Annotated in this window: 16 protein-coding genes; 5 read left to right on the forward strand and 11 right to left on the reverse strand. The window is 72.5% G+C overall.

Annotated elements, in window-relative coordinates; all coding sequences use genetic code 11:
• Positions 1 to 48: 48 nt before the first annotated feature.
• Positions 49 to 321 (forward strand): hypothetical protein, encoded by a 273-nt coding sequence (locus tag ABZW17_RS37760; RefSeq protein ID WP_354824915.1) that lies wholly within the window; start codon positions 49 to 51, stop codon positions 319 to 321.
• A gap of 12 nt (positions 322 to 333) precedes the next feature.
• Complete coding sequence (glmS, locus tag ABZW17_RS37765) at positions 334 to 2,157, forward strand: glutamine--fructose-6-phosphate transaminase (isomerizing) (protein WP_354824917.1); 1,824 nt, start codon at positions 334 to 336, stop codon at positions 2,155 to 2,157.
• 3 nt (positions 2,158 to 2,160) lie between these two features.
• Here the strand turns inward: glmS and ABZW17_RS37770 are convergent, their stop codons facing one another.
• The 7 genes from ABZW17_RS37770 to ABZW17_RS37800 all read right to left on the reverse strand — a co-directional run bounded on the left by ABZW17_RS37770 (position 2,161) and on the right by ABZW17_RS37800 (position 7,992).
• A complete protein-coding gene (locus ABZW17_RS37770) occupies positions 2,161 to 3,573 on the reverse strand; it encodes a BNR repeat-containing protein (RefSeq protein ID WP_354824920.1) in 1,413 nt (470 codons plus the stop codon).
• Between the two features lie 77 nt (positions 3,574 to 3,650).
• Positions 3,651 to 4,826 carry an FAD-dependent oxidoreductase gene (locus ABZW17_RS37775; protein ID WP_354824923.1) on the reverse strand — a complete coding sequence of 392 codons (1,176 nt, stop codon included), beginning with the start codon at positions 4,824 to 4,826 and terminating at the stop codon, positions 3,651 to 3,653.
• A complete protein-coding gene (locus ABZW17_RS37780) occupies positions 4,823 to 5,023 on the reverse strand; it encodes a ferredoxin (protein ID WP_354824926.1) in 201 nt (66 codons plus the stop codon). The genes ABZW17_RS37775 and ABZW17_RS37780 overlap by 4 nt, the downstream gene beginning before the upstream one ends.
• Positions 5,024 to 5,042: 19 nt before the next feature.
• Positions 5,043 to 5,669: a TetR/AcrR family transcriptional regulator gene (locus ABZW17_RS37785; RefSeq protein ID WP_354824929.1), complete on the reverse strand. Its 627-nt coding sequence runs from the start codon at positions 5,667 to 5,669 to the stop codon at positions 5,043 to 5,045.
• Entirely contained in the window at positions 5,666 to 6,874 is a 1,209-nt protein-coding gene (locus ABZW17_RS37790; protein WP_354824931.1) for a cytochrome P450, read from the reverse strand. The genes ABZW17_RS37785 and ABZW17_RS37790 overlap by 4 nt, the downstream gene beginning before the upstream one ends.
• Positions 6,875 to 6,988: 114 nt before the next feature.
• Positions 6,989 to 7,423 (reverse strand): pyridoxamine 5'-phosphate oxidase family protein, encoded by a 435-nt coding sequence (locus ABZW17_RS37795; RefSeq protein WP_354824934.1) that lies wholly within the window; start codon positions 7,421 to 7,423, stop codon positions 6,989 to 6,991.
• Positions 7,420 to 7,992 carry a TetR/AcrR family transcriptional regulator gene (locus ABZW17_RS37800; protein WP_354824937.1) on the reverse strand — a complete coding sequence of 191 codons (573 nt, stop codon included), beginning with the start codon at positions 7,990 to 7,992 and terminating at the stop codon, positions 7,420 to 7,422. Before ABZW17_RS37800 ends, ABZW17_RS37795 begins: the two co-directional genes overlap by 4 nt.
• 90 nt (positions 7,993 to 8,082) lie before the next feature.
• Between ABZW17_RS37800 and ABZW17_RS37805 the strand changes: the two genes are divergently transcribed.
• Entirely contained in the window at positions 8,083 to 9,105 is a 1,023-nt protein-coding gene (locus ABZW17_RS37805) for an aldo/keto reductase (protein WP_354824940.1), read from the forward strand.
• Positions 9,102 to 9,962 (forward strand): LLM class flavin-dependent oxidoreductase, encoded by an 861-nt coding sequence (locus ABZW17_RS37810; RefSeq protein ID WP_354824943.1) that lies wholly within the window; start codon positions 9,102 to 9,104, stop codon positions 9,960 to 9,962. The genes ABZW17_RS37805 and ABZW17_RS37810 overlap by 4 nt, the downstream gene beginning before the upstream one ends.
• A 625-nt stretch (positions 9,963 to 10,587) precedes the next feature.
• On the opposite strand, the gene ABZW17_RS37815 is transcribed toward ABZW17_RS37810, so the two are convergent.
• Entirely contained in the window at positions 10,588 to 11,004 is a 417-nt protein-coding gene (locus ABZW17_RS37815; protein WP_354824946.1) for a MarR family transcriptional regulator, read from the reverse strand.
• 52 nt (positions 11,005 to 11,056) lie between these two features.
• Between ABZW17_RS37815 and ABZW17_RS37820 the strand changes: the two genes are divergently transcribed.
• Positions 11,057 to 11,458: an SRPBCC family protein gene (locus ABZW17_RS37820; protein ID WP_354824949.1), complete on the forward strand. Its 402-nt coding sequence runs from the start codon at positions 11,057 to 11,059 to the stop codon at positions 11,456 to 11,458.
• Here the strand turns inward: ABZW17_RS37820 and ABZW17_RS37825 are convergent.
• From ABZW17_RS37825 to ABZW17_RS37835, 3 genes are all read right to left on the reverse strand, one after another.
• Positions 11,455 to 13,485 carry a cellulose binding domain-containing protein gene (locus tag ABZW17_RS37825; protein WP_354824952.1) on the reverse strand — a complete coding sequence of 677 codons (2,031 nt, stop codon included), beginning with the start codon at positions 13,483 to 13,485 and terminating at the stop codon, positions 11,455 to 11,457. The two genes, ABZW17_RS37820 and ABZW17_RS37825, sit on opposite strands and share 4 nt — an antisense overlap.
• An 81-nt stretch (positions 13,486 to 13,566) precedes the next feature.
• Positions 13,567 to 16,893 (reverse strand): error-prone DNA polymerase, encoded by a 3,327-nt coding sequence (locus ABZW17_RS37830; protein WP_354824955.1) that lies wholly within the window; start codon positions 16,891 to 16,893, stop codon positions 13,567 to 13,569.
• A gap of 140 nt (positions 16,894 to 17,033) precedes the next feature.
• Positions 17,034 to 18,608 (reverse strand): DNA polymerase Y family protein, encoded by a 1,575-nt coding sequence (locus tag ABZW17_RS37835; RefSeq protein ID WP_354824958.1) that lies wholly within the window; start codon positions 18,606 to 18,608, stop codon positions 17,034 to 17,036.
• Between the last annotated feature and the right edge of the window lie 4 nt (positions 18,609 to 18,612).

Consider the following 18,612-nt stretch of genomic DNA (forward strand, 5'->3'; position numbering starts at 1 on the left):
CTTGCCCGATTTCGGGCAAGGATTTGGGCTTCGCGGGCTCCGGAGGGCATGATGTCCGGCGTGGCGGAGACCGACATCGTCGAGCGCGTGGCCGCGTCCACCGGACTGCCGGCGGGGGTGGCCGCGCGGGTCGTCGACGACGTCCTGGCGTTCTACCGGACGCCGGCCGAGGTCTACGTCCGCCGCCGGCACAGCGAGCTGCAGGCCGAGGGCCGGAAGAACCCCGAGATCTTCCCGCTGATCGCCGCCGAGCTCCGCGGCCGGCTGGTGGCCGCGCCCGACCTGTCGCAGCGGCAGCTGCGCCGCATCGTCTACGGCTAGAAAGGGTTCGCCATGTGCGGAATCGTCGGCTACATCGGCGGCCAGAACGCCGCCCCCATCCTGCTCGAAGGCCTGACCCGGCTGGAGTACCGCGGCTACGACTCGGCCGGCATCGCCGTGCTCGGCGCCAAGAACACCGCCCAGGTCCACCGGGTCGTCGGGCGGGTGCGCAACCTCACCGCGGCGCTGCCCAAGCGGCTCACCGGCAAGGTCGGCATCGGCCACACGCGCTGGGCGACGCACGGGCCCGCGTCGGAGGCCAACGCCCACCCGCACACGTCCGCGGACGGCCGCGTCTGCGTCGTCCACAACGGCATCATCGACAACGCCGACACCCTGCGCGCCCAGCTCGCCGACGCCGGGGTCGAGCTCACGTCCGAGACCGACACCGAGGTCCTCGCCCACCTGATCGCCCGCTCGGCGGCCGAGACCCTCGAAGACGCCGTCGTCGAGGCGGTCTCGCGGATCACCGGCACGTACGCGATCGCCGTCACCGACTCCGCGCACCCGGACCGGCTGGTCATCGCGCGCAACGGCTCGCCGCTGATCATCGGCGTCGGCGAGCGGGAGATGTTCGTCGCCAGCGACCTCGCCGCGCTGGTCCGGCACACCTCGCAGGTCGCGCACCTCGACGACGGCGAGTTCGCCACGGTCTTCGCCACCGGCTACCGCACCTTCACCGTCGACGAGAGCGACACGACCAAGCCGGCCACCGAGATCGACATCGCCGCCGAAGACCTCGACCTGGGCGGTTACCCGCACTACATGGCCAAGGAGATCCAGGAGCAGCCCGACTCCGTGGCGCGGATGATCCGCGGGCGGCTGGACGACCGGTTCGGCGTCGCCCGCCTGGACGGGCTCAACCTGACCCCGCGGGAGCTGCGCGGGTTCAGCCGCGTCAAGATCCTCGGCTGCGGCTCGGCCTACTACGTCGGCCAGATCGGCGCGACGATGATCGAGGAGCTGGCGCGGATCCCGGCCGACGCCGAGGCGGCGTCGGAATTCCGCTACCGCAACCCGATCATCGAGGCCGACACGCTCTACATCGCGGTCAGCCAGTCCGGCGAGACGATCGACACGGCCTTCGCCGTCGAGGAGATCAAGCGCAAGGGCGGGCGGGTGGCCGGCCTGGTCAACGTCGTCGGCTCGACGATCGCCCGTGCCTGCGACGGCGGCGTCTACCTGCACGCCGGCCCGGAGATCGCGGTCGCCTCGACCAAGGCGCTGACCAACATGGCCGTCGGCTTCGCCCTGATCGCGCTGGCGCTGGGCCGGGTCCGCGACCTGTCCAACGCGGACGGTCAGCGGATCATCACCGCCATCCGCGCGCTGCCCGGCCAGATCAAGTCCGTTTTGGACAGCGAGCCGGAGATCGCCGAGCACGCGAAGGCGGTGGCCGCCGCGAACAGCCTGTTCTTCGTCGGCCGCGTCCGCGGCTACCCGGTGGCCCGGGAAGGCGCGCAGAAGTTCAAGGAGATCTCCTACCGCCACGCCGAGGCGTACCAGACCTCCGAGCTCAAGCACGGCCCGCTGGCGCTGATCGACGAGGCCCTGCCGACGGTCGCCGTCGTCCCGTCGGACGAGCTGACCGAGCGCAACCTGGCCGCCGTGCAGCAGATCCGGGCCCGCGGCGGCGCGGTACTGGCGGTGACGCACGAGAACGTCGACTTCGGCGAGCTCGACGTCCCGCGGATCGTGGTGCCCAAGACCGAGCCGGAGCTCGACCCGGTCCTGCTGACGATCCCGTTGCAGCTGCTGGCCTACCACGCCGCGCTCACGCTGGGCTACGACATCGACAAGCCGCGCAACCTGGCCAAGTCGGTGACCGTCGAGTAGCCCTCAGCCGAGGCGGAAGTCGGCCACCCGGATCGGCGACGGCGTCGTCCCGCTCGAAGCCTGCTGGTACAGCACGGAAATCACGCCGTCGGCAGCCAGCCGGGAGTCGTCGACGTCGACCTCGCCGAACGCGCGGAGGTCCGGGCTGTACACCGTCTTCCAGTCGGTCCAGCTGCTCGCCTTCGTCGCCGCGACGATCCGGCCGTAGGGCATCACGAGGTAGGCGTTGTCGCCGCGGTCGAAGACCAGCTTCGTGCGCTGGGTCGACTCGGGCGGGACAGGCACCTCGCGTTTGGTCCAGCTGCCGTCGGCGGCCCGGCTGAGGAAGAAGGTCCGGCCGTACTGCTTGCGCTGCGCGGAGTAGTCCGTGACGCACTGGGTGAACCGGCCGGGCACGTAGCTGATCACGACGTGCGGCTGCCCGGCGGAGTCGACGGCCTGGCTCTCCTGGTTCATCAGGGCGTGGTCGACGCCGAGCGGGTCGACGACCGTGCCGGGCGAGCCCACGGCCACCGGCGTGCCCCCGGTCGTCCCGGCGACCGCGCCGGTGTTGGTGCGCCAGGTGCGGCCGCGGTCGTCGCTGTAGACGTAACCGGTGTCGTGGTTGGCCAGGCCGCCGGCGTTGCACAGGACACCGGAACTGCCCTCACGCCAGGTGAACGCGGCGTGCAGCCGGCCGCCGGGGCCGTAGGTGAGACCGTGCAGGTACATGTTGCGCGTGGTGCTGGTGACGCCGTTGCCGGCGGTCCACGAGCCGGTCGCCGACGACCACTTCCCGAGCTTGCGCCAGCTGCCGCCGCTGTACTCGGCGAGCTCGTTCGTGCCGTTGCCCGACGCGCCGGTCCGGTAGCTCAGCTGCAGTTTCCGCTCCGGCGTGACGACGAACTGCGGGTAGGTGATCGCGCCGAGGTCGACGCCGTTCAGCGTGCGCTGCACCGCGCCGAACGCCGACGACGTCCAGGCGTGCGACGCCGGCGCGGACAGCAGCCCGGCCACCGATTCGACGTAGAAGACCTGGTTGCCGTGGGTGTCCATGGCCACGTGCAGCCGGCCGTCCTCCGGCGAAACGCCCATCGAGATGACGTTGTGCGAGTCGTCCACGGTCAGCTTGTGCGGCAGCACGACGGTCTGCCACGTCCCGGCGCCCGCGGCCCGGCGGGCGAGCACGGCGCTGCGGTCGGCGGTGTACCAGGCCGCGTACTGGTAGCCCGCGTAGCCGAAGATGCCGCTCTGCTGGAAGGAGTCGTTGTTCACCAGCCCGTCGTAGGAGACGAAGTACAACGCCGTCGCGTCGAGCTGGGTGTCACCGACCTTCACCACGGACACGGCCGCTTCGGCGGGCGTCGCGGGCAGCAGCGGCAGCGCCGCCGCCACCAGCACGCCCAGCATCCGGGAAAGCGCTCTCTTCGCGGCCATGACCCACCCTTCCCACGCTGTTAACGCGAACAAGGATCGGCCGCCCCCGCGCTTTCGTCAACCGACGGATGGCGGGTTCACGCCCTCCCGGCGAGGACCGCGCCGGCGATCTCCGGCCGCCGCTGCCGGGCCTGCTTCGGCATGTTCCAGCCGAGCACTCCGACGACGTCGCCGCCGCGGCGGTACTGCGCGACGAACCGGCCCTCGCGCGGATCACCTTCCACAATGGACACCTCGGCGTCCGCGGACAGCGTGCCGTGCACGTGGATCCGGGCGTCGAACTGGTTGGTCCAGAAGTACGGCACCGGCGTGTACGGCCGGTCTTCGCCGAGGATGGTCCCCGCGACGGCGATCGCCTGTTCGGTGGCGTTCGTCCGGTTTTCCAGCCGCAGCAGCGCGTCGAGCCCTTCGTGGTGCCAGCGGGCGACGTCACCCGCCGCGTAGACGCCTTCGGCCGCCCGGCACCGGGAGTCGCACACCACGCCGTTGTCGCACAGCACCCCGCTGCCGGCCAGCCAGTCCGTCGCCGGCGCGGCCCCGAAGGCGACCACGACGACGTCGGCGGGCAGCACTTCGCCGGACGCCAGCACCACCCCGGCGACACGCCCGTCTTCCGCGGTCAGGCCGGTCACCGCGGAGCCGAGCCGCAACGCTACCCCGCGGCTGCGGTGCAGGTCGGCGAGCAGACCGGCGGCGAGCGGGCCGAACTGGTAGGCCAGCGGCGCGGGCTGCGGCCCGGTCAGGGTGACCGGCACACCCGCGCCGCACACCGTCGCGGCGATCTCCGCGCCGAGCACGCCGTCACCGACGACGACCACCCGGCGCCCCGGTGCGAGCTCCGCCCGCAGGCCCAGCGCGTCGTCCAGGGTCCGCAGCACGTGCACCCCGGCGAGGCCGTCCTGGCCGGGCAGGACGCGGGGCCGCAGCCCGGTGGCGAGCACGACCGCGTCCGCGGTCAGCGCCCGCCCGGCTGCCGTGTGGACGGTCCGCGCGGCGGCGTCGAGCCGCACGGCCGGGTCGCCGAGCACGAACTCGGTGTCCAATGCGGACAGTTCGGCCGGGGTCCGCAGCTGCGCCTGTTCCGGCGTCCACGTTCCGCCGAGGACCTGTTTGGACAGTGGCGGCCGGTCGTACGGCAGGTGCGCTTCGGCACCCAGCACGGTCACCTTTCCCGCGTACCCCTTGCGGCGCAGGGCCTCCACGGTCGCGAGGCCGGCGGCCGAGGCACCGACCACCAGGACGGCGTCGGTCATCCCTGCTCGCTGACCGAGATGGCGACACCCGGGCACACGCTCGCCGCTTCGCGGACGGTCGCGTGCAGGGCCTCGGCGGGGTGCTCGTCGAGGAGGATGACGATGCCGTCGTCGTCGCGCTGGTCGAACACGTCCGGCGCGAGCATCACGCAGGTCCCGGCGCCGCAGCACTTGGCTTCGTCCACGGTGATCTTCATGGCGGTTCCTTTCGGTGGGTTACTTCGTGACCGGTGCGAGCCACAGCCCCACCAGTGCGTCGGTGAGGCCGGTGGCGGTGTCGCGCCAGCCGGGTCCCGGGGTGCCCGCGCCTTCGGCGAGGGCGCGTTCCCGGGTGGCCATCGCGTGCAGCAGGACGAGCCGGGTGATGTCGTTGCGTTCGGCGCGGACGTCGGCGGGCAGTCCGGGCACGCACCGGTAGAGCCCCTCGACGGTCCGCGCCACCGACGGGGACGTCAGCGTCTCGTCGGTGATGAGCGCGCGCAGCGACGGTTCGGTCATCACCTGGGCGGCGAACCGGGCGAACCAGGTCGGCGTGCCCAGCGCGGCGAGGTGCTCGGTCGTCGGGAACACCAGGCACGCGGCCCAGTCCCGCAGCGGCGCGCCCGGTCCGACCCCGGCCAGCCGGCGGTGGCGGAGCTGCTCGACGGGCCCGGCGTGCCGCCGGACGATGGCCCGCACCACGTCGGCCCGGGTGCCGAAGTGGTAGCCGACGACGGTGTTGTTGCCCTGCCCGGCGGCTTCGCCGATCTGCCGGTTGGACACCGCGAGGACGCCGTGCTCGGCGTAGAGCCGTTCCGCCGCCACGAGGATCCGCTCGCGCGTCGCGTGGGCGCGGTCGGTCACCAGCGGACGGGCAGTTCCCGCAGCCCGCCGACCGCGAGCCCCTCGACCCGGCGCAGTGCGTCCGCGGGCACGGCGAGTTCGAGCGACGGCAGCTTGCGCAGCAGCACCTCGAGGACGACCTGCAGTTCGGTGCGCGCCAGCGGCTGCCCGAGGCACGCGTGCGCGCCCGCGCCGAAGGCCAGGTGCGGGTTCGGGCTGCGGGTCAGGTCCATCGCGCCGGCGTTCTCGAAGGCGCGTTCGTCGCGGTTGGCCGCGGCCATGCTGCACATCGCGGTGGTGCCACCCGGCAGCACGGTGCCGCCGACCTCGAAGTCCTCGGTGAGGTAGCGCTGCATGCCGACACCGGCGTTGGCGTCCACCCGCAGCGATTCCTCGACCGCGGTGCGCACCAGCGACGGGTCGGCGAGCAGCTGCTCCCACCGGCTCCGGTCGGCCAGCAGCATCGCCACCATCTTGGCGATCATGTTCGCCGTCGTCTCGTGCCCGGCGATGAGCAGACCGATGCCGGTGGCGGTGAGCATCGCGTCGGACCAGCCGACACCCTCGGCGATCAGCGCGCTGAGGATGTCCTCGCCCGGTTCGGCGCGCTTGCCCGCGATGTGCCCGCCCATGTACCGGCCGAACTCCGCCTGCGCCGCGTCGAACTCGGCCTGGGTGTAGCGGGTCATGCTGAGCATGACGTCGGACCAGTGGGCGAACCGGTCACGGTCGGTGTCCGGCACGCCGAGCATGTCGCAGATGACCCAGACCGGCAGCGGGAAGGCGAGGCCCGCCTTGAGGTCGCCGGGCGCGCCCTTCGCGACCAGTTCGTCGATGAGCTGCTCGGCCATCGCCGCCATGCCGGGCCGCAGCGCGTTCATCCGCTTGGCCGTGAACCACTTCCCGAGCAGCCGCCGCCACCTGAGGTGGGCCTCGCCGTGCTGCGGGAGCACGGTGGCCATTTCGCTGTTGAACACCCCGCCCGACTCGGTGTCGGCGACCCGCGCCGCGTTGTCCGCCGGCGTCGGCCGGGTGAACCGCGGATCGGACAGCACGGTCTTGACGTCGTCGTACCGGGTGATCAGCGCGGCTTCGTCCCCGCTGGCCAGGGCGACCCGCGCCACCGGGCACTTCTCCCGGAACTCGGCCCATTCGGATGGCGGCTCGAGCGCCGCGCCGGACTCGAACGGGAAGCGCGGCAGCGGTTCGGTGTGGCTTGGCGTCATGACGGGCCTCTCGTTGGTGAATGTCCCCTGTCCCGAGGATGGCCACGATCGACGATTAAGTCAAGCAGTTGATTTAATCGATGGAGACGACGGCGCGCGATGGGCGCTCCGGCTTCACTCGCGCTCGACCTTGCGCAGCCCGTCCGCGGGTGTCCACCACTCGACGACCAGCAGCGTCGCCGCCTCGTTCAGGTGGGTGTGCACGACCTCGGCGACGTCGGCCACGAACCGCTCGCCGTCGCCGGGGCGCACACGCCCGGCGATCTTCGCCTCCCCCGGCCACTGCGCCTCGGCGCCCTCGACGGGGTCGACCGTCGCGCTGTGCAGCGCGAACCGCGGGTCGCGGAGCAGGTCCGCGCCCTTGCGCGCCTGCGGCATCGAGCCGAAGACGAGCTCGCCGTCCTCGAAGGCCGTCTCGATGCCGGAAATCCGCGGCGAGCCGTCAGCCCGCAGGGTCGCGATCGTCTTGTGCTTGTGCGCGTCGAACCGGGCCCGCACCCGCCGGGCGAATTCCGGTTCCGCCGCCTCGAACTCCCGCCACGCCGTCATGCGCCCATCGTGGCGCACCGCAGCCCGGCGACGAGGATCTTCACCATCCGGCGCGCGTCGTACCGCGGGTCGTCCGCGCCGATGCAGAGGTTGCCGACCCCGCGCATGAGGTCCAGCGGCGGCACCCCGGCCCGGACCTCGCCGGCCGCGGCGGCGGCGTCGAGCAGCTCGCCGCACACCGGCACCAGCCGGTCGAGGAAGTACGCGTGCAGGGACTCGAAGCCGGCGTTGTCCGACTGGAGCGCCCCGGCGAGGCCGTGCTTCGTCACCAGGAAGTCCACGAACAGGTCGATCCACTGCGCCAGCGCGGCGTACGGCGACGCGTTCGCGGCCAGCAGGGCCGGCCCGGCCTCGGTGCAGGCGTCCACCTGGTGCCGGAAGACGGCGATGACGAGGTCGGCGCGGGTCGGGAAGTGGCGGTAGATGGTGCCCATCCCGACGCCGGCCTTCGCCGCGATGTCGCGCACCGGCGCGTCGACCCCGGACGCGACGAAGACCGCGGCCGCGGCGTCCAGCAGCGCCTTCTCGTTGCGCCGGGCGTCCGCCCGCTTGGGCTTGCGTTCGCCCACCGATCCTCCCGGGTTGCTAAGCGGAACAGTGTTCCGTATCGTTAGCGGAGCAACGTTCCGTTTGCTCATCCTGCCACGGAGGCACCTCCCATGCAGTACCGCACCTTGGGCCGCACCGGCGTCCAGGTCAGCACCCTCGCGCTCGGCGCGATGAACTTCGGCGCGATCGGGCGCGTCACCCAGGACGAGGCCACCGCCATCGTCGACGCCGCCCTGGACGGCGGGATCAACCTCATCGACACGGCCGACATGTACGGCCAGGGCGAGTCGGAGGCGATCGTCGGCCGGGCGATCGCCGGCCGCCGCGACGACCTGGTGCTGGCCACGAAGGCGACCATGCCGATGGGCGAAGAGCGCAACCACCGCGGCAACTCGCGCCGCTGGCTGGTCCGCGCGCTCGAGGACAGCCTGCGCCGCCTCGACGTCGACCACGTCGACCTGTACCAGATCCACCGCTGGGACCCCGCCACGAGCGACGAGGAAGCGCTTTCCGCACTGACCGACCTGCAGCGCGCGGGCAAGATCCGGTACTTCGGCTCGTCGACGTTCCCGGCGTACCGGATCGTGCAGGCGCAGTGGGCCGCGCGTTCGCTCCACCTCGGCCGGTACGTCACCGAGCAGCCGAGTTATTCGATCCTGCAGCGCGGCATCGAAGCGCACGTGCTGCCGGTGACCGAGGAGTACGGCATGGGCGTGCTGGCGTGGAGCCCGCTGGCTTCGGGCTGGCTGTCGGGCGCGGTCCGCGCGGGCCGGGAGTTCAGCGGCAACCGCGCGAAGGTGGTGCCCCAGCGCTTCGACCTCGACGTCCCGGCCAACCGCGCCCGCCTCGACGCCGTCGAGCAGCTGGCCAAGATCGCCGACGCCGCCGGCCTGACGCTGATCCAGCTGGCGCTCGGCTTCGTCACCGCCCACCCCGGCGTGACGAGCGCGCTGATCGGCCCGCGCACACCGGACCACCTGACCGCGCAACTCGCGGCGGCCGACACGGTCCTGCCCGCCGACGTCCTCGACGAGATCGACGCCGTCGTCGCACCGGGCACCGACCTGGCCCCGGACGAGAAGTTCGACACCCCGCCCGCCCTGCTCGACCCGTCCCTGCGACGGCGCCGATGAGCTTCGGCATCCTGACCGCACCCCAGCAGGTCGGTTACGACGAGATCCTGCGCGTGTGGCAGGAAGCGGACAAGGTGCCGGAGATCGAGCACGCCTGGCTGTTCGACCACCTGATGCCGATCGCCGGCGACCCTTCCGGCCCGATTCTCGAGGGCTGGACGCTGCTTTCGGCCCTGGCGGCGCAGACATCCCGGATGCGCATCGGCCTGTTGGTGACCAGCAACCGCTTCCGCCCACCGGCCATGCTGGCAAAGATCGCCACAACGGTCGACATCATCTCGGGCGGCCGCCTCGACTTCGGCATCGGCGCAGGATCCCGCCCGAGCCACCCCCTGGCCCGCCGCGAGTACGACGGCCACGGCCTGCCATACGTCGATCAGGCCGACGCGGTGGCGGCACTGGCCGAGGCGTGCACGGTGATCCGTCGCTTGTGGACATCGTCATCACCCTTCGATTTCCCGGGTTCCCACGTATCGTTGACCGGAGCGTTCGGAAACCCCCAGCCGGTACAGAAGCCACACCCCCCGATCATGATCGGCGGCCGCGCAAACGCAACGCTGCGAGTGGTGGCAGAGCACGCAAACCTGTGGAACATCCCGGGCGGCGGTGACATCGAGGATTTGGCCGCGCGAAGCCGGTTGCTGGACAGGTATTGCGAGGAGATCGGAAGGAACCCGGCGGAGATCGTACGATCGATCTTCCTACCGGTGGATTACGAACGGCCAGAGGCAACACGGGGAAAGATCGCCGAGGCGGCAGAGGCCGGGTTCGGGCATTTTGTGCTGGGGCTGAGCAATCCGTATCCGGAAGGGGTGGCGGAGTGGGTGGCGGACGAGGTGATCCGCCGCCGCGCTTGACACCAAAGGAGCGGGGTGGTCATCCCGTCGCCTGAGGCCGTCAAATCACTTTGAGCCGGGCCCGCAACATGCAGACCGAGTCAGGGGTGGCAGCGCGAGGTTGCGGGCCCGGCTCAAAGTGATAGGCCTCGTTCAGGCGACGGGATGACCACCCAGCGGCCCACCTCTCCAAGGTGAGATGACAGCGGGTCGGAGGGTCATCCCGGAGCCTGCCTGTCCGGCGAGGACATTCTTTTGTCTTTTGCCCGTGGCTCAGCTCTGCGGCGGTTTAGCTCTGCCGTGGCTAAGTAGCGGGTCCGACCTCCCCCGCCCCTCCGGTGGGATTTTCAGCCGCCGCCCGGGTTTGTCAAGGCGGGAAAGATGCCTTGACAAACCCGACCGCCGCCTGAAGGGACAGCTGGGATGAGGGGCGGGGGAGGTCTGGTGACGTCGTTGGTCACCTTCCGCTGCCGGCCGGCGGTTGGGAACAACGCGGCACCCGACCGCTGTCGGCCACCGGTTGCGGGGGGCACGCCGCCTTCCGCTGGTTGGGGACAACGCCGCACCCGGCCGCTGTCGGCCGCCGTTTTCGTCGGTGCCCTCCGGTAGCGTGGAAATCGGGGGCTGCTCAGCCCGGCCGCCCCGCTCACTCCGTGTTCGCCAGGTGCGCCAACGCCGACCGCAACACCCGCCGCGCCTCCACCGAAAGCCCGGCGAGCTTGCCGTCCTCCACCTCGCGGATCTCCGCCCGCACCGCCGCATGCCGCCGGCCGCCCTCGGTGGTCAACCGCACCACCCGCGCGCGGCGGTCGGCCGGGTCGGGCTCGCGGGCTACCAAGCCCGCCGCCTCCAGGGCGTCCAGCAGGGTGATCAACCGGGTCTTGTCGTAGCGGATCTGCTGGGCCAGCACCAGCTGGCTGGGCGCCGCTCCGGCAGCCAGTGCCGACAGCACCACGTACTGCCACATCGTGAGCCCGTGCCGCTCCAGCACCGGGCGTTCGGCTTCGGCCAGGGCGCGCCCCGCGCCGGCGCAGAGGGCGCCGAGATCGTCGTCCTCGTTCACCCGGCGGATTTTACGCTTGGACAAATGATAAGCAGGTGCGTATCGTTTCGGCATGACACTCTCCCGGGCCGAAACCCGCACCATCTCCATCGCCGCCCCGCCGGCGCGGGTGGTCGAATACCTCGCCGATCCGCGGCACCTGCCCGAATGGGCGCCCGGCTTCGCCACCGCGGTCGACCACGACCACGACGACGTCTGGCGCGTCCACACCGAAGGCGGCCCGCGGCGCGTGGCCGTGCGGGTCGCGGCGGCCCACGGTGTGGTCGACGTGGTCAGCGCCGACGCCCCCACCGTGGGCCTGTTCACCCGCGCGGTCCCCAACCAGGCCGGGACCGAACTCGTCTTCAGCCTGTTCTTCCCCGAGGACACCGATCCCTCGGCGGTCGACGCCCAGCTGGCGGTCGTCGGGGAAGAACTGCGGGCCGTGCGCGAACGCGTCGAATCGGCGCCCTAACCCAGGGCGCAGACGACGCCGTTCAGGGTGAACGCCGACGGCAGGATGTTCGGCCCGCTGTAGTCGGCGGTGAACCCGACGTCCACCCCCGACGCCGGCGGGGCCGACGACGACACCGTCACCGTCGTCCCGTTCTGCGCCCACGTTCCGCTCCAGCCGCCGGTGAGGCGCTGGCGGGCGGTCGGCCAGCTGAACGTCAGCGTCCAGTCCCCCACCACACCGCTGCCGGTGACGTGGATGCCGCCGACGAAGCCGCTCGCCCAGTCGGTGACGTCGGTCATCCGGACCGTGCAGGTGCTCGCCGCCGGTGCGCCGGTGGTGAACGTCAACGGCAGGGAGGCCGCGGACACGTTGCCCGCCGTGTCACGCGCCAGGACGTTGACCGTGTACCGGCTGCCCGGCACCAGGTTGCCGACGTCGAGGGACGTTCCGGTCGTCTCACCCCACTGCTCGCTGACCGCGCCGACCTGGCGGTACACCTCGTACTTCGCGATCGGGTGGGCGCCGGGCACCGCCGCGGGCCAGCTGATCGTCGCCGTCCGGTCGGTCGCCGTGCCGGTCGGACGGCCGGGCGCGCCGGGTCCGGCGGCGGCCGCCGCCGGGTGCAGCACCACCGTGGTCAGCGAGTACGGCGGGAGCGTCTGGGACGTGCTCGTCCCGGCCGCCGAACTCGAAACCGCCGTGGCCCCGTTGGTGAAGGTGTACACCTGGGGCGCGCCCGCGGCCGGCGTGTAGCCCGCGTAGTCCAGGGTCACCGTCCTGGCCTGGTCCGGGTCCTTGTTGAGCAGCAGCACGGCGAGGTCGCCGTTCGGCCGCCGGGCGGCGTGCGCGCCGACGAGCGGGTCGTCCGCGGCCGCCCGGACGTACTGGTCGCCCGGGTGCGCGAAGGTGCTCAGCATCTTCAGGCCGTAGTAGGGCGCGAACGGCGTGTTGAGCGCGGGCTCGCAGGCGCCGCCGTCCAGGCAGGTCGCGCTGGAGAGCAGGCCGGAGTCGCCGTAGTCCGGGTAACCGGCCACTGTGGACAGTTTCGTCCCGCCGTTGTGCGTGTCCCACCAGTCCACGGTGAACACGCCGTTCTCCAGCAGCGAGCTGTAGGTGTCGGCGGCGAACAGCGCGCCGGGCTGGGTGTCCATGCCCACCGGGGTGTTCGTTTCGGTCATCGAGATGCCGATGCGGCCGGCGTTCGCGCCCGCGTACCGGGTGATCTGCTCGCGGGCCGCGTAGATCATGTCGGTGATCTGCTCGGGCTTGGCGAGCGCTTCCGCCGCCGTCGAGCCGGTTGGGTACCAGTGCAGGATGACGAAGTCGATGTGCGGGCCCGCGATCGACAGCACGGTCTGGTTCCAGGTGGCGGTGTCGCCGGACCCGACGATGCCGTCCGGCCAGTTCGCCGGGGTGGTCAGCACGGCGCCGATCTTGACGCCCGGATCGGCCGCCTTCATCGCGTCGGCGTAGGCGACGACGCCGTTGGCGTAGGCCGTCGGGCTCTTGTCCGCGTGGTTGTCGGCTTCCCAGTTCGCGCCGTAGTGGCCGTTGCCGTAGAGCTCGTTGCCGATTTCCCAGTACTTGACGCCGTAGCCCTTGGTCACGTTGGCGTACCGCACCCAGTCCGCGGCCTCTTCGGGTGTGCCGGTGCCGTAGTTGGCGATGATGATCGGCTGGGCGCCGGCTCGGCGGACACCGCCCATGAACGTGTCGAAATCGGTGTTCGGCGCCACGTAACCACCCGGCGCGGTGTTGTCCTTCCAGTGGTAGATGTCGCCGTAGGAACCGCCGGGGTAGCGCATCGTGCGGACACCGGCCGCGCCGTACAGGTCGGCCACCACGTCGGTCCCCAGCTGGCTGTCCCACACCGCGTGGTTGATGCCGATCCCGGTGTCCGGCACGGTGGCCAGCCCGGCTTTGGCGTTGACGGTGACCGTTGCCGCGGGCGGGTCCGCCGCCGCGGCGGTGCCGGCTGCCGGCACCGCCGCGGCGAGCACGGCGATCACCGGCCACGCTGCCCAGCGCAGACGTCGAGCTGTCATGAAGGTCCATCCTCACTCGTCGGGCACGAACGGATGACTGGGAGCGCTCTCAGCGAGAGAACCACCGCGGGGGCCCGAAAGTCAACGGAAGTCGCGGGAAGGCCCGTTCCGCATGGGCAGTTCGAGGTTTTCGAGGCGGTCGGCGACGAGCGTGACGACCCCTTCGGCGGCTTGCACCCGCCCGCGCACGAGCAGCGCGGCGCTGGTGCGGGCGACGAGCCGCTGCCGCTGCCACAGTCCCGGCGAGACGACGACGTTGGCCATCCCGGTCTCGTCCTCGAGGTTCAGGAACGTGATCCCGCCGGCCGTCGCGGGCCGCTGCCGGTGGGTGACCGCGCCGCCGACCCACACGCGCGCCCCGTCCTCGGCCCGCCTGAGCTCGGCGACGGTGAGCGCGCCGCGCCCGGCCAGGATCCCGCGCAGGTGTTCGACCGGGTGGCTGTCCGGGGACACGCCGGTGGCCCACAGGTCCGCGGCCGTCACCTCCAGCCGCGTCATCCCGGGCAGCGCGGGCGCGTCGAGGCCCGGGGCGAGGCCGGGCAGGTGGCCGGGCCGGGTGGCCGCGGCCGCGCCGGCGGCCCAGAGGTCCTGCCGCCGGTCGCCGCCGAACCCGCTGAACGCCCCGGCCGTGGCCAGCGCCTCGGCCACGTTCTTCTTCAGCGGCACGCGGCGGGTCAGGTCGCCGATGCTCGTGTACCGGCCGTGGGTGTCGCGTTCGGCGACGATCTCCTCGGCGGTGTCCTCGCCGAGGTGGCGGACCCCGGCGAGGCCGAGCCGGAGCGCGACCCCGCCGGTGCTGCCTCCGTCCGGTTCGAGGGTGGCGTGGACGAGGCTGGTGTTGATGTCCGGCTCGCGGACGTGGACGCCGTGGCGGCGGGCGTCGGCGACCAGCGACTGCGGGCTGTAGAAACCCATCGGCTGGGCGCGCAGCAACCCGGCGCAGAACGCGGCCGGGTAGTAGTGCTTGAACCACGCGGACGCGTAGACGAGCAGCGCGAAGGACATCGAGTGCGCTTCGGGGAAGCCGTAGCCGGAGAAGGCGTGGATCTGCTCGAAGATCCGGGTGGCGAGCTCGCGGTCGAGGCCGTTGGCGGCGCAGCCGGCGAAGAACCGCGCCATCAGGGCCTTCATCTTCGCGCTGGACCGCTTGGCGCCCATGGCCCGGCGGAGCTGGTCGGCTTCGGCCGGAGTGAAGCTCGCGACGTCGACCGCCATCTGCATCACCTGTTCCTGGAACAGCGGCACGCCGAGGGTGCGGTCCAGGGACGCGGCCAGCAGCGGGTGCGCGTGCGCCCACTCCTCGTCGCCGCGGCGGCGCCGGATGTAGGGGTGCACCGAGCCGCCCTGGATCGGGCCGGGCCGGATCAGCGCCACCTCGACGACGAGGTCGTAGAACTCGCGCGGCCGCAGCCGCGGCAGCGTGGCGAGCTGGGCGCGGGACTCGACCTGGAACACCCCGACGGCGTCGGCTTCGCAGAGCATGTCGTAGACCGCCGGGTCGGCCAGGTCGAGCTTCCCGATGTCGACGGCGGTGCCGTGGTGTTCGGCGACGAGGTCGAGCATGTAGTGCAACGCCGAAAGCATGCCCAGGCCGAGCAGGTCGAACTTGACCAACCCGACGGTGGCGCAGTCGTCCTTGTCCCACTGCAGCACGCTGCGGTCGGCCATGGTCGCCCACTCGACCGGGACCACCTCGGACACCGGCTGCTTCGAGATCACCATGCCGCCGGAGTGGATGCCGAGGTGGCGCGGGAAGTCCTCGATCCGCGCGGCCAGGTCGAGGACGTCGTCCGGGATCGACCCCGCCGCCTGCTGTTTCGTGGCGGCGACCCCGCCCCAGCGGTCCACGAGCTTGCCGAAGGCGTCCTGCTGCCCGGGGCTGTGCCCGAGCGCCTTCGCGGCGTCGCGGATGGCCGAGGGCGCCCGGTAGGTGATGACGTTGGCGACCTGCGCGGCGTGGAACCGGCCGTGCTTCTCGTAGACGTACTGGATGGCTTCCTCGCGGCGGCCGGACTCGATGTCGACGTCGATGTCCGGCGGCCCGTCCCGCTCCGGCGCGAGGAACCGCTCGAACAGCAGGTTCCACTTCACCGGGTCGGCGTGGCAGATCTCCAGCGCGTAGCAGACCGCGGAGTTCGCCGCCGAGCCGCGGCCCTGGCACAGGATGTCCGCCTCCCGGCAGAACCGGACGATGTCCCAGACGACCAGGAAGTAGCCCGGGAAGCCGAGCTCGCCGATGACGGCGAGCTCGTGGTCGAGCTGGGCGTAGGCCTTCGGGTTCTCTTCGCGCGACCCGTAGCGCTTCGCCGCGCCTCGCCAGGTCAGCTCGGTCAGGAAGGACATCTCGTCGTGCCCGGTCGGGACGGGGAACGGCGGCAGGTCCGGCGCGACGAGCTGCAGGTCGAACGCGACTTCGACGCCCAGCACGGCGGCCCGGCCGACGGCACCGGGGTACCGGCGTTCGAAGAGCCGCCGCTGTTCCATCCCGGACCGCAGGAACGCCTGCCCCGACGGCGGCCGCCACCCGTCGAGCTCCTCGGCCGGCCGCCGGGCCCGGACGGCGGCGACCGCGGCGGCCACGACGGCGTCGTCCGGGCGTGCGTAGTGCACGTTGTTGGACACGACGGTCGGTAGCCGGAGGTCCTCGGCCAGCGCGTCGAGCAGGTCGTTGGCGGCGTGGTCCCGGGGCTGCCGGTGGTCGATCAGCTCGACGGCGACGTGCGACCGCCCGAAGCGGTCGACCAGCCGCGCGAGTTCGGCGTGCGCGGCGGCCGGGCCTCGGTGCGCGAGCGCCTGCCGGACGGCGCCCTTGCGGCAGCCGGTGAGCACGACGACGTGCCCGGCGAGTTCGTCGGCGAGCTCGTCGAAGTCGTACACGGGCCGCCCCTTCTCCCCGCCGGCGAGCTGGGCGCGGGAGATGACCCGGCACAGCCGGTGGTAACCGGTCTGCTGCCGCGCGATCACGAGCAGGTGCGAACCGGCCGGGTCGGGCACGCCGGCCTGCGGGCCGGGCAGCCCGAGCGAGAGCTCGGCCCCGAACCCGACCCGGACCCCGAGCGCCCGCGCGGCGTCGTTGAACCGCACGGCGCCGTACACGCCGTCGTGGTCGGTGAGGACGAGCGCGTCCAGCTCCAGCCGCGCGGCCTCCTCGACGAGCGTCTCGGGGTGGCTGGCGCCGTCGAGGAAGCTGAAGTTGGAGTGGACGTGCAGTTCGGCGTAGGGCGCCCGGATCCGGTCCCCGCCGTCGTCGCGCCTCCGCCGCCCGGCGAGATCGGCGGGCGCGCCGGGATACCCTTCGCGTTTGCGCGACCACGCGGGGGCGTCGTTGCCGTCCCCGGGAACGGGCGGCCGCCCGGAAGCGATCCGCTCCACTTCGGACCACGGGACACGCGGATTGTTGAACGCCAAGGCCAGCTCCCACCGGTTTCGCTGTGGGGAAGCCAGCGACTACTGTTCGAACACACGGGCGAATACCGTGTCCCGATCCTGCGCCGGGAGGCGGCCGGTGTCAACTGTGGACGGTGTGGAGTCACCTCCGTCACAGCGTCCTAGTCGTAACTGCCCTCGACCGTCCACTGTGGATTGTCGCCGAGGGCCGCGGTGAGCAGCAGGGCGATGTCGCCGTCGGCGTCGCCCTCCAGGACCACCTGCACCCGGGCCAGCGGCCGCTCGCCGCGGCGGGTGGGCAGGGCCGGGTGGACCACCCACGGGCCCGCCGAGCCGAGGACGCGGCGGGCCGGGCCGCCGTCGACCGCGACCGTCGAGGGCGGGTAGCCGAGCTCGCCGCGGGCGGTGCAGCGGACCACGTCGCCGACCGCGTCGAGCACCTCCGCCGGGACCGGGCGGCGGGGCACGACCGTCGGCGAGGGGGCAGGCAGCCGGCCCGGCCACGGGCGGTCGGCGGCCAGCGGGCGGCGCGGCTCGCCCCACGGGATCAGCCGGACGCGCTCGGCCGGGCCGCGGCCGCCGTCCAGCAGCGGCGTGACCACCGCGTCCGGGCCCAGCAGGCCCTGGATCCGCACCAGCGCGCGGGCGGCGCGCTCGGCCGCGTCGGCGTCGCGGCCCACGGAGCCCAGCTGCAGCTGCAGCGCCTGCCCGCCGACCACCTCTTCGGGGTCGAGGCGCAGCCGGACGATCCCCGCCGTCGGCCGGTCGCGGACGGTGAGCCAGCCTTCGCACTGCCACCGCACGCGGTCCGCCGTCGAGCGGGCGGTGAGGGGCTCGGCACAGCGCCAGACGCGTACGCGTTCTTCGCCGGCTTCGGTGATGGCGACGACGGCCAGGCGCGTACACGCGAGGCCGTGGTTCGCCAGCCCGGCGAAGAAGCGCTCGCCGAGCGTCTTCGCGACGAAGGCGGCTTCGTCGACCCTGGCCAGCGGCGTCTCGAAGGTCTCGGTGACCGACAGGTCCGGCGGCAGGGCGCGGCGCAGCGGCGGGCGTTCGGAGAGGCCGCGGGCGAGGCGGTGGGCGGCGACGGCGTCCTTCGGGAAGCGGCCGGCGACGTCGCGTTCGACCAGCGCGGCGAACGCGCCGAGGGTGCGCAGGCCGAGCCGCTTGAGCAGGTCGACGAGCTCACCGCGGTCGTCCCCGGGCTGGTTCAGTTCGGCGATCGACAGCGGCGCGAGGAAGTCGGCGCTGCGCCCCCGCGCGACGATGGCGGACCGGCGAGCGGCGAGGGTCGCGGCGAACAGCCCGTCGGCGATTCCGACCTGGCATTCGACCCCGCCCCGGGCGGCGACCTCGTCGATGAGCAGCTCGGCGAGGGCGGCCTCGCCGCCGAAGTACCCGGCGGCCCCGTCGACGGGCACGGCGACCACACCGGGCCGCACGACCTCGACCCCGACGGCCTGCGCCTCGACCGCGGCGGCGACGGGTTCGAAGAGCCGGGCATCGCGATCGGGATCATGCTGGTGCACCACGAGTTCCGGACACCGCGACTGGGCGTCCCGCCGCCGCATCCCCCGCCGGACACCGCTGCGCCGAGCGGAGGCGGAGCAGGCAACAACGCGACTACCGGAGAAAACGGCGGCGGCCGAGGTGGGCGAGGAACCGGCCGCAGCCCCGGCGGCGACGACCGGCCAGTCGGGACACCACAGGACGAGCAGCCGTGGCGCGTCAGTCATTCCC

The organism is Amycolatopsis sp. NPDC004625 (assembly GCF_040609695.1).
GTDB lineage: Bacteria > Actinomycetota > Actinomycetes > Mycobacteriales > Pseudonocardiaceae > Amycolatopsis.